The organism is Rahnella sp. P4_A8 (assembly GCF_056402435.1).
In genome coordinates this window covers 120403-132079 of sequence record NZ_JBFUHK010000003.1, presented here as the reverse complement: position 1 = coordinate 132079, position 11677 = coordinate 120403, and the positions used below count along the sequence as shown (strand labels likewise).

10 protein-coding genes and 2 tRNA genes are annotated in these 11677 nt (G+C 54.7%); 10 read left to right on the top strand and 2 right to left on the bottom strand.

The features are described 5' to 3' along the window. The first annotated feature begins 272 nt into the window (after positions 1-272). Positions 273-1331, top strand: coding sequence for a DNA polymerase IV (dinB, locus tag AC1DUO_RS03010; protein ID WP_112151318.1), 1059 nt, complete (start codon positions 273-275; stop codon positions 1329-1331). Positions 1332-1465: 134 nt separating this feature from the next. On the opposite strand, the gene pepD is transcribed toward dinB, so the two are convergent. Further along, the gene (gene pepD / locus AC1DUO_RS03005) at positions 1466-2926 is read right to left on the bottom strand and encodes a beta-Ala-His dipeptidase (RefSeq protein WP_126124653.1); all 1461 of its coding nucleotides are present in this window, start codon (positions 2924-2926) and stop codon (positions 1466-1468) included. A gap of 293 nt (positions 2927-3219) precedes the next feature. Between pepD and gpt the strand changes: the two genes are divergently transcribed. From gpt to proA, 5 genes are all read left to right on the top strand, one after another. Next, entirely contained in the window at positions 3220-3678 is a 459-nt protein-coding gene (gene gpt, locus AC1DUO_RS03000; RefSeq protein WP_013574288.1) for a xanthine phosphoribosyltransferase, read from the top strand. A 186-nt stretch (positions 3679-3864) separates the two neighbouring features. Then, the gene (gene frsA / locus AC1DUO_RS02995; protein WP_013574289.1) at positions 3865-5115 is read left to right on the top strand and encodes an esterase FrsA; all 1251 of its coding nucleotides are present in this window, start codon (positions 3865-3867) and stop codon (positions 5113-5115) included. A gap of 63 nt (positions 5116-5178) precedes the next feature. Next, a complete protein-coding gene (gene crl, locus AC1DUO_RS02990) occupies positions 5179-5580 on the top strand; it encodes a sigma factor-binding protein Crl (protein ID WP_013574290.1) in 402 nt (133 codons plus the stop codon). A gap of 122 nt (positions 5581-5702) precedes the next feature. Further along, a complete protein-coding gene (gene proB, locus AC1DUO_RS02985; protein ID WP_013574291.1) occupies positions 5703-6806 on the top strand; it encodes a glutamate 5-kinase in 1104 nt (367 codons plus the stop codon). Between the two features lie 10 nt (positions 6807-6816). After that, a complete protein-coding gene (gene proA, locus AC1DUO_RS02980; protein ID WP_013574292.1) occupies positions 6817-8070 on the top strand; it encodes a glutamate-5-semialdehyde dehydrogenase in 1254 nt (417 codons plus the stop codon). Positions 8071-8135: 65 nt separating this feature from the next. Here the strand turns inward: proA and AC1DUO_RS02975 are convergent, their stop codons facing one another. Continuing rightward, complete coding sequence (locus tag AC1DUO_RS02975) at positions 8136-9029, bottom strand: LysR family transcriptional regulator (RefSeq protein ID WP_013574293.1); 894 nt, start codon at positions 9027-9029, stop codon at positions 8136-8138. Between the two features lie 129 nt (positions 9030-9158). On the opposite strand from AC1DUO_RS02975, the gene AC1DUO_RS02970 reads away from it, so the two are divergent. From AC1DUO_RS02970 to AC1DUO_RS02955, 4 genes are all read left to right on the top strand, one after another. Next, entirely contained in the window at positions 9159-10019 is an 861-nt protein-coding gene (locus tag AC1DUO_RS02970) for an MBL fold metallo-hydrolase (RefSeq protein WP_477986453.1), read from the top strand. Between the two features lie 30 nt (positions 10020-10049). Continuing rightward, the gene (locus AC1DUO_RS02965) at positions 10050-11027 is read left to right on the top strand and encodes an alpha/beta hydrolase (RefSeq protein WP_112151315.1); all 978 of its coding nucleotides are present in this window, start codon (positions 10050-10052) and stop codon (positions 11025-11027) included. 123 nt (positions 11028-11150) lie between these two features. Then, positions 11151-11226 (top strand) — tRNA-Thr (locus AC1DUO_RS02960). A gap of 226 nt (positions 11227-11452) precedes the next feature. Continuing rightward, a tRNA-Thr gene (locus AC1DUO_RS02955) sits at positions 11453-11528 on the top strand. Positions 11529-11677 lie beyond the last annotated feature (149 nt).

The window sequence follows — 11677 nt, the reverse complement described above, 5'->3', positions numbered from 1 at the left end:
CTCGGTAATAATTTTGATTATTTTGTCTACAGCTCAACTGCCTGTAAGACCGCCACTGATTTTCTTCTTATGTACTGTCTGTCGGAAACGCTGTCATATTAATACTGATTAAATTTTTAGCAATCACCAAATAATGAATAATGACTTTAGGAATAGGAAAATTATTACGTTGCCATTAATGGTGATTAATTAAGTCAAACTAACCCTCATTTTCTATGTTGGACATCCCTGCATTCAACTGTATACTTATACAGTTATTGAGGGGGAGGGTTATGCGTAAAATCATTCATGTGGATATGGACTGCTTTTTCGCTGCGGTCGAAATGCGCGATGATCCTTCCCTGCGCGACATTCCTATTGCCATTGGCGGCAGTCGTGACCGCCGTGGTGTTATCAGCACCGCTAATTATCCTGCCCGCAAATTCGGCGTGCACAGCGCGATGCCCACCGGCATGGCACTGAAACTTTGCCCGCACCTGAAAGTGATCCCCGGCCGAATGGAGGCCTATAAAGAAGCGTCAAACCATATCCGCGAAATCTTTGCGCGTTATACGCCATTGATCGAACCGCTGTCACTCGATGAAGCTTATCTGGATGTTTCCCACGCGACGCAATGCAACGGCTCTGCAACGCTTATCGCTGCTGAAATCCGTCAGGCCATTTTCGATGAGATCAATCTGACGGCATCTGCGGGTATCGCGCCGATCAAATTTCTGGCAAAAATCGCCTCGGATCTGAACAAGCCCAACGGTCAGTTTGTGATCACGCCGGAAAAAGTCGGGGCGTTTTTACAGGATCTTCCGCTGAGTAAAATCCCCGGCGTCGGTAAAGTCACCGCTCAGCGTTTGCAGGAGCAGGGGCTGATCACCTGCGGCGATGTGCAGCGTTACGATCTGGCGAAACTGCTTAAACGCTTTGGCAAATTTGGCCGTGTGCTGTGGGAACGCTGTCAGGGTATCGATGAACGTGAAATTTCCCCCGAGCGGTTACGTAAATCGGTCGGCGTTGAACGCACACTGGCAGAAGATATCCACAGCTGGGAAGAATGCGTGTCGCTGATCGAACGTTTGTATCCTGAACTGCAAACACGTTTAAGCCGTGTCAGCCCGGATCTGCGCATCGCGAGGCAGGGCGTAAAACTCAAATTCCATGATTTCCAGCAGACCACGCAGGAACACGTCTGGCCGGTGCTGAATAAAGAAGATCTGCTGAAGGTCGCGCATGAAGCCTGGGAACAGAGGCGTGGCGGAAGGGGAGTCAGGCTGGTGGGATTGCATGTGACGTTGCAGGATCCGCAGATCGAGCGGCAGCTTCTGCTTCCCTGGGAATAATCCCCGTCATCCTTCAAACTGTCTCTGCGTTGGCTGCCTTCGCAAACCCCGGTCACATACTTGTGTATGCTCCCGGGGATTTACTCAGTTGCCGCCTTGATACAGCCCGAATGATTTAGGGGACCGATCGAGTATTAACCGCGTTCAGGAATCGCTTTCAGCAGGGCCGTCAGCAGTTTCCAGTACAGCTCGACGCTGGCGATTTCCACCTGCTCATCCGGCGAGTGTGGCCCGGTGATGGTTGGCCCGATGGAAACCATGTCCATGTCCGGGTACGGTTTTTTGAACAGACCGCATTCCAGACCGGCGTGGATCACCATGATGTTCGGAGTTTTATTGAACAGCGTCTGGTAAGTTTCACGCACCAGCGTCATCACTGGTGACTTCGGCTCAGGTTTCCAGCCAGGATAGCTGCCTTTTGCCAGACTTTTCGCGCCAGCCAGTTCACTCAGTGAATTGAGCATGCTGACCACATATTCTTTACCGCTGTCGATAAGCGAGCGGATCAGGCTGTTGATCGCCACTTCGTCATCTTTCATGGTGACAACACCGACGTTCAGCGAGGTTTCTACCACGCCTTTCACGTCATCACTCATGCGGATCACGCCGTTTGGCGTCGCGTTCAGCAGGGCAAGGAATTTACCCTGAGTTTCTGCGGTCAGCGCTTTCGCGTTGCTTTCAGCCGATTCCACCACGAAGGCAATTTTCTTCTCTACCGCTGACAGTTCGAACTGAATCGTTGCCAGGAATTCTTGTGCTGCCGCTTTCAGCGCGTCTGCTTTATCAGCAGCAACAGCAAGGGTGACAATCGCTTCACGCGGGATAGCGTTACGCAGTGTGCCGCCGGTGAAGTCGAGCAGGCGCAGACCAAGAGTATCAGCGTTGTCTGCCAGGAAACGTGCCAGCAGTTTGCTGGCGTTGCCCAGACCTAAGTGGATTTCCGCGCCGGAGTGGCCACCTTTCAGGCCTTTCAGGGTCAGTTTCAGCGTGCTGAAACCGGCCGGAACCGCTTCACGGCTCAGCGGCAGTGTGGCGGTAAAATCAATCCCGCCAGCGCAACCCATGTAGATTTCGCCTTCGGTTTCAGAATCGGTGTTGATCAGAATTTCAGACTGTAACCAGTTCGGTTGCAGGCCGAATGCGCCTGCCATGCCGGTTTCTTCGGTCATGGTCAGCAGCACTTCCAGCGGGCCGTGTTCTACGCTGTCATCAGCCAGAACCGCCAGCGCGGACGCCATACCGATACCGTTATCAGAACCCAGCGTGGTGCCGCGGGCTTTTACCCAACCGTCTTCGATGAAGGGCTGGATCGGATCTTTAGTGAAATCATGAACAGTATCGTTGTTTTTCTGCGGCACCATATCGAGGTGAGCCTGCAGTGCAACGGCTTTGCGGTTTTCCATGCCTTTGGTGGCGGGTTTGCGCAGCAAAATGTTGCCAACTTCATCACGCTCAGCGTGGATACCTTTTTCCTGTGCCCATTCAACGATGTGTTTTGCCAGCGCTTCTTCATGATAGGAAGGGTGCGGAATTGAACAAATTTTGGCAAAAATATCCCACAACGGTTGTGGCGAAAGCTGAGACAGTTCAGACACTATAAGTCTCCTGTGACAGTCAGCTCATTCAGGCTCCGTTTGCAGGGGAACTGACTGAGATGCTGTAGGTTTAAGGTTAAGTAATCCCCGCCAGACTGTGTGGCGAGTGGCCTGACAGAATATCACTTAATCTTAACCTGTGCGCGGGGACGGGGATAAATTCCGGGATTTTTGGGCGGCTGAAGCCAGATAATCGCTGGTTTTTGTGAACCGGACTCACTATAATCTCGCGCAACCTTTTTTCCCCCCATTATTTTTTTAGAAGCCGTTAATTCACTGGCTGGGACACCTTTATGAGCGAAAAATACGTTGTAACCTGGGACATGCTGCAAATCCACGCGCGCACTATGGCTAAACGCCTGCTGCCGGCAGAACAATGGAAAGGCATTATTGCAGTCAGCCGTGGTGGCCTGGTTCCGGCAGCGTTGCTGGCTCGCGAGCTGTGCATCCGTCATGTGGATACCGTATGTATCTCCAGCTACGACCATGATAATCAGCGCGAAATGCAGGTGCTGAAACGCGCAGAAGGCGACGGTGAAGGTTTCATCGTGATCGACGATCTGGTGGATACCGGCGGCACCGCGAAAGCCATCCGCGAAATGTACCCGAAAGCGCATTTCATCACGATCTTCGCGAAACCGGCTGGCGCACCGCTGGTTGATGACTATGTGATCGACATCCCGCAGAACACCTGGATCGAACAGCCGTGGGATATGGGCGTGGTATTCGTGCCACCTCTGGTAGGAAAATAATCCTCCACTGTTAATATTCCTCTAATTTAACGCCTGGCTTATTGCCGGGCGTTTTGCTTTTGTTGCCTTGAAATCCTTTCCGCTTGACCTCACCCCTCACTTGTCGCAACGTGGGCGGGTTATAATCCCGTCCAGAAATGATCGCCTGCGGGCGACCTGCTGCTTGCTAACGGAGGATCTTGCATCATGGCTCCAGCCAATCTTACGGAAAAACTGTTTAAACCTTCCTTCAAATACCCGGAAACATCAACGCTGGTTCATCGCGTTCATCACCATAATACGCACCCGCCGATGCATTCTGCGCTGGAAGGCGACACGGTTCATTGCTGGTACCGCACGATTAACCGTCTGATGTGGATGTGGCGCGGGGTTGATCCGCTGGAAGTGGAAGAAGTGCTGTCGCGCATTGCTGTCTCCCAGGCGGAGCACAGCGATCCGTTGCTGCTCGATACCGTGATTGGTTACCGCAATGGCAACTGGATCTACGAATGGTCAAATCAGGCGATGTACTGGCAGCAAAAAGCCGCCGAAGAAAAAGATGCGGATGTGGCGAGCGAATACTGGCTGAAAGCCGCCAACCTTTACAGCATCGCCGGTTATCCGCATCTGAAAGGCGATACGCTGGCGGAACAGGCGCAAGCGCTGGCCAATAAAGCCTTTGAAAAATCCTCGGAACATTCGCCTTACGAACTGAAAGAGCTGGAATTTAAGATCCCCGGCGGTGCCCCTATCACCGGTTTCCTGCACCTGCCGGCCGAAGGGAAAGCACCGTTCCCGACGGTGCTGGTGTGTGGCGGTCTCGACACCTTACAGAGTGACCATCAGCGCCTGTTCCGTTCATATCTCGCGCCGATGGGCATCGCGATGCTGACCATCGACATGCCGTCGATCGGTTTTTCATCGAAGTGGAAACTGACGCAGGACACCAGCTTCCTGCATCAGCAGGTGCTGATGCAGCTTTCGGATGTGCCCTGGGTCGATGCCAGCCGCGTCAGTTTGCTCGGTTACCGTTTTGGTGCGAACGTCGCGGTGCGTCTGGCGTATCTCGAACCGCGCCGCGTGCGGGCAGTGGCCACGCTGGGGGCGCTGGTGCATACGCTGCTGAGCGACCCGAAATGTCAGGAGCAGGTGCCGGACATGTATATAGATGTGCTGGCGAGCCGCATCGGCATGTCGAGCGCGTCCGACTCGGCGCTGAAAACCGAACTTAATCGTTATTCTCTGAAAACGCAGGGATTGCTCGGACGCAGAACGCCGACGCCCATCCTGGCCGCATACTGGGAGAACGATATATTCAGTCCGAAGAGCGAAGCTAAGCTGATTGCGGATTCTTCCGCTGACGGCAAGCTTTTGACCATCCGCAGCGAGCCGCTTTACGCGCATTTTGACAGCGCTTTACATGAAATTTGTGGGTGGTTGCAAAAGCATATGCGTTAACTTAATAGTTGCTAATTCCTAACGTTTTGCTAAAAAGGATCGTCTTTCAATGGAGGTTGTACTATGACGTTACCAAGCGGTCATCCTAAAAGCAGGCTAATGAAACGTTTCGGTACACTGGGACCGTACATCAGAGAAGGGAAATGCGAGAACGACCGCTTTTTCTTTGACTGTTTAGCTGTCTGTGTGAACGTGAAGCCTGCGCCGGAAAAGCGTGAATTCTGGGGCTGGTGGATTGAATTGCAGGCTGAAGCCGAACGTTTTACCTATGTTTATCATTTCGGATTGTTTGATAAAGACGGCATCTGGAAAGTGCAAAACATTAAAGATGCTGAAGTGCGAGAGAAGCTTGAGACGACATTGAAAGGGTTCCACAAAAACCTGAATGCCATGATCGAAGAGATGTCCCTCAAACTGGAACCTGCTGATGATTTCAGCGAAGAACCTGTGAAGCTCTCCGCCTGACTTTCTGTACTACCCATTCCCATCATGAATGCTGCTATTATAGCGTTATGCCGTTTGGCATAACGCTTCTCTGCTGTTACAAAGACAAAGAAGCCCTTCTTTTTCACACTAATGGAACGATTATGAGTGGTAGTCAGACACTGGTTGTAAAACTGGGCACCAGCGTGCTCACTGGCGGCTCGCGCCGCCTCAACCGTGCTCACATTGTTGAGCTTGTCCGCCAGTGCGCGCAGCAACATGCGGCAGGGCACCGGATTGTGATTGTCACGTCGGGCGCGATTGCTGCCGGGCGTGAACATCTTGGCTACCCCGAACTCCCCGCCACCATTGCTTCCAAACAACTGCTGGCTGCCGTCGGGCAAAGTCGTTTGATCCAGCTGTGGGAGCAATTGTTCTCGATTTATGGCATCCACATTGGTCAGATGCTGCTGACGCGTGCCGACATGGAAGACCGCGAGCGGTTCCTGAATGCCCGCGACACCATGCACGCGCTGCTCGATAACCATATCGTCCCGGTCATTAATGAAAACGATGCGGTCGCCACCGCTGAAATTAAAGTCGGCGATAACGACAATCTTTCCGCACTGGCCGCTATTCTGGCGGGTGCCGATAAATTGCTGTTGCTGACCGATCAGCGTGGTCTGTTTACCGCAGATCCGCGGACCAATCCTGAAGCTGAATTGATCCGCGAAGTCATGACCATTGATGATGAACTGCGCGGTGTGGCGGGCGACAGCGTCTCTGGTCTCGGTACCGGCGGCATGGCCACCAAACTGCAGGCGGCAGATGTCGCGTGCCGGGCGGGCGTCGATACCATTATTGCTGCGGGCAACCTGCCGGGCGTGATTGGCGATGTGATTAACGGCGTTTCCGTCGGCACACGTTTTCACGCGATGGAGACGCCGCTGGAAAACCGTAAGCGCTGGATCTTTGGTGCACCGCCAGCCGGTGAAATCACCATCGACGACGGCGCGGTTTCTGCCATGATGGAGCGCGGCAGTTCGCTGCTGCCAAAAGGGATCCGCGAAGTGAAAGGCGATTTCTCGCGTGGCGAAGTGATCCGCATCCGCAACCTGAACGGACGCGACCTCGCGCACGGTGTCAGCCGCTATAACAGCGATGCGATGCGCATGATTGCCGGTCATCACTCTCAGCAGATCAGTGAAATTCTCGGTTACGAATACGGCCCGGTTGCCGTTCACCGTGACGACATGATTGTCAGTTAAGGAGCCACAGATGCTTAACGAGATGGGCAAGGCCGCGAAAGCCGCGTCCTGGCAGCTTTCCACCCTCAGCACCGCGCAGAAAAATCGTGCGCTGATGCTGATGGCCGACATGCTTGAGGCCAACAGCCAGAGCATTATTCTTGCTAACGAACTCGACATGGCTGCTGCCCGCGAAAGCGGCATGAGCGAGGCATTACTGGACCGCCTGCTGCTGACCCCCGCGCGTCTTTCGGCGATTGCCAGCGACGTGCGTGATGTCTGCCGTCTGAGCGATCCGGTCGGGCAGGTGATTGATGGTTCACAGCAGGACAGCGGTTTGCGTCTCGAACGCCGCCGTGTACCGCTCGGCGTGATCGGCGTGATTTATGAAGCGCGCCCGAACGTCACTATCGATGTCGCCAGCCTGTGCCTGAAAACCGGCAATGCCGTTATCCTGCGCGGCGGTAAAGAAACGCACCACACCAATCAGGCGACGGTTAACGTCATTCAGATGGCGCTGGAGGAATGCGGACTGCCTAAAGCCGCCGTTCAGGCCATCGACAGTCCGGATCGCGCACTGGTGGCGGAACTGCTGCGTCTGGATAAATACGTCGATATGCTGATCCCACGCGGTGGCGCGGCGCTGCATAAACTTTGCCGCGAACAATCCACCATCCCGGTGATCACCGGCGGTATCGGCGTTTGCCATACGTTTGTGGATGAAAGCGTCGATTTCGACAAAGCGCTGACCGTGCTGGAAAGCGCGAAAGTACAGCGCCCGAGCGCCTGTAACAGCCTGGAAACCGTGCTGGTGCATCAGGCGATTGCCGCCCGCTTCCTGCCGGAACTGAGCGACAAAATGCACCGCGCAGGCGTTACGTTACACGCCAGCGAATCTGCGATGCCGTATCTGCAAAACGGCCCGGCGAAGGTGCTGGCGGTGACCGAAGAAGATTATTCGGATGAATGGCTGTCGCTGGATCTGAACGTGACGGTAGTGGCCGATCTGGACGCCGCCGTGGCGCATATCCGCACCTACGGCACCGAGCATTCCGATGCGATCCTTACCCGTTCCATCAGCAGCGCGGACAGGTTCGTGCGTGAAGTGGATTCCTCTGCGGTTTACGTCAACGCCAGCACCCGTTTCACCGACGGCGGACAATTCGGTTTAGGCGCAGAAGTGGCAGTCAGCACACAAAAACTGCACGCCCGCGGTCCGATGGGATTAGAAGCCCTGACGACCTACAAATGGATTGGTTACGGCGACGATTTAGTCCGTCCGTAACTGACCGGCACCGGTGGATTCAGCATGATGAAACCGGTGCGATCGCTTATCCCTGCTGAACACCATCATTCCTGAAACAACGCCCTGACCCATTCGATAAAATACCGCACCTTTGACGGCAAATGCCGGTTCTCCGGCCAGGCAATATGCACCGGCACCTGTTCATCCGCCCATTCAGGAAACAGCGGCACCAGCGCGCCGTTATCCAGCGCTTCCTGTGCCAGAAAGCGATACGTCGTCAGCACGCCAAGCCCCGCAATGGCACCGGTCAGCGCTGCGGTGGAATCGTTAACCGAGAACTGCCAGCGCCCGCGAACAGTGACACACTGCTGATCCTTAAACACCTGATGTTCAAATACCCGTCCGGTTTGTGGCGAGGCGATCTGCACCAGCGTATGGTCGAGGATAAGATCCTGCGGATGTTCAGGCATGCCGTGTTTTTGCAGATACGCCGGTGCGGCACAGGTGATCATCGGTAAAACCCCAAGCGACCGGGCGATCAGCGCATCGTTGTGCAGCTCACCGATACGGATCACACAATCGATGTTTTGCGCAATCAGATCGGCGGTGCGGTTACCGACGCTCACCTCAACCTGAACGTCGGGATAATGCATCAGGAAGCCGGGCAGGGCGGGGATCACCCGCCGATAAGCAATCGCATTCGGCATCTCGACGCGGATTTTGCCGCGCGGAGCCTGCGTTGCCGCCTGCACATTGCTGTCGAGAATCTCCATCTGATCAAGCAGCCGTATTGCTCCGTGATAATAGGCTTCGCCCTGTTCCGTCATGCTTAAACGGCGCGACGTCCTGTGCAGCAGCTTCACGCCCAGTTCGCTTTCCAGCGCCTGCACCTGCCGCGTTACCGTGGATTTCGGTAAATCCATCAGTTCTGCCGCACGGCTGAATGACCCCGAATCCACCACCTGCACGAACGTGCGCATATTCTCCAGCTTATCCATTCCGGCCCTTTCATTTTTTATCGTTGCAATATCAGCAATCTTTCATTCGGGATTGCCACCTTGTTCGCCCGTGCTGAAACAGGGAGGATGACCCCACACCAGAAGGTTGTCACCAGATAAGGTCATAAAATGAGTGTGCCAGAAACTTACCCGATCGGCAGCGCCAGAATCACTAAGATCCCCGAGATGACATTGCAAGATCCCGGATCGTCGCTTTTTCCGCAATGGAATGCTGATGCTATTCAGGATGCCGCGAAAACATTACCGGCAGATTTTTTTGGCGCAGATGCCTCAGAACTGATGCTCAGCACCCACAGCTGGCTGGTGCAGACCGGCACGCAGACGGTGCTGATTGATACCGCATCCGGCAACGATAAATTGCGTCCACTGAACCTGTTGTTCAATCAGCTGAAGACGGGCTGGCTGGATAACCTGCGGGCGACGGGCGTCGAACCGGAAGATGTTGATGTGGTACTGCTGTCACATCTGCACGTTGATCATGTCGGCTGGAATACGCGGCTGGAGAATGGCCGCTGGGTGCCGACTTTCCCGAACGCGCGTTATCTGTTTTCTGAAGCCGAATACCAGTTTTACGCCGATCCGAACAACGTCCGGGATCCGAGCGACGGCATCTTTGCCGACAGCGTTGAGCCGGTCGTGGCGGCCGGTCTCGATCAGCGGATACATGCTGATGACGCCACGGCCATTCCGGGGTTCGCTATCATCCGCACGCCAGGCCACAGCCATGATCATTTCTCTTTCGCCTTTACCTCTGAAGGTGAAACGGCCTTTTTCTGGGGCGATGTGATGCACCATCCGCTTCAGCTCGCGCGTCCTGACTGGGATTCGGTGTTCTGCGAAGAACCGGCACAGGCGACAGCCTCACGCCATAAGGCAATTGAGTTTGCCCTGAGCCATCAGGCCACCGTTTTCACCACCCATTTCGCCGGTTCCTCTGCGGGCAAAATCCGTAGGATGCCCGTGGCCTGAGCTGGCAGCCACTCTGAGAAGGAAAACCCGATGAGCAATTCCGATATTTTCAGCGAAAGCTTTTTGATCCCGTCTGATACCGACGGCATCCGGTTGCATCTTTTGCACAAGCACCGCAAAGGGGAGCAAAAATTCAGCGAAGCCAGCACCATCGTCATGATGCACGGCGCGACTTATTCCTCCGGCAGCCTGTTTGACACGCCGCTGGAAGGCGCCTCTTTTGCCGATGCACTCGCCCGCGCCGGTTTTGATGTGTACGCCGTCGATGTACGCGGTTATGGCGGCTCGACCCGTCCGGTGGAAATGCTTCAGGCCGCCACCCTCAACGCACCTGCGGTGAGAACAGATGTCGCCGTGCGCGATTTCAGCAGCGCCGTCAATTTTGTGCTCAGAACGAACGGGCTTTCACAGGTTAACGTGATCGGGATGTCGTGGGGCGGCAGCGTCACCGGTACGTACACCACGCAGAACGGCCATAAAGTCAGGCGCTTAGGGCTGATTGCCCCGCAATGGGTGAGCGACAAACCGCTGCCGCTCGACCCCGGTGGCGAACTGAACGCGTGGCGCATCGTCAATGCCGGTGCGGCGCGTGAACGCTGGATTAGCGGAGCGCCACAGTGCAAGCGGGGAGGGCTGATCCCGGAAGGAGGATTTGAGGCATGGCTGGAAAAAACCGTCAGCGACGAGCCGGATGACGCACTTCGGGCACAGCAATCAATCCGCGCCAGCAACGGTCCGATTCAGGATATCCGTGATTACTGGGCGGCGGGAAAACCGTTTTACGATCCGGCCGATATCGGCGTGCCGCTGATGTTAATCCACGGCGAATGGGATATTGATGTGCCCGTCGAACTGGCACAGGCATGGTTCCTGTGCGCCACCGGCTCACCGGATAAACGCTGGCTGGAAATCGGTGAAGCCACGCACATGATGGTGCTGGAGAAAAACCGCTATCAGGTTTACAACGCCCTGATCAGTTTCTTCCGCGAACCGCTGGCGAAAGCTTAAGCAGTCAGTTCATCAAAGTGCGTGTGCTGATGAGAAAAGCAGCATACGCACCGCCGGGGGCTTGACGGATGTCGGAGATTTGAATAATTTATGCCCCGTAGTTCCCCGGTAACACTTCAAAATGCCGACTTAGCTCAGTWGGTAGAGCAACTGACTTGTAATCAGTAGGTCACCAGTTCGATTCCGGTAGTCGGCACCATTTATCTTCTCGCACTCCCTGATTTTCAATCTTTTAACTTCTCCCTTTAGTTCCGTTTCTGCGCCTGCTCCCCGTTCGCCCAAACGTTTTTGCTGCATCAGAACCGGCGTTATATCCATATTGTGCGCAGGGTGATTAAGAACTCACCAAACATCCCGATCGGCGCTTGACGGACGTCAGCGGTTTGCATAATTTGTTACCCCTAGCCCCGGCACCTTTCAAAAAAGCCGATATAGCTCAGTTGGTAGAGCAGCGCATTCGTAATGCGAAGGTCGTAGGTTCGACTCCTATTATCGGCACCATTTGGCGTTTCAGCTTATCCATTTAAAAGACTCAGGGAAGCACGCTTGTGTGCAGCGCTTTCTCAATACGTGTCAGGCATTCTTGCTGGGTTGGATGTGCCGGTGGCATATTTTTATGCCGAAGAAGATGCGCTGACTATTGCATTCCA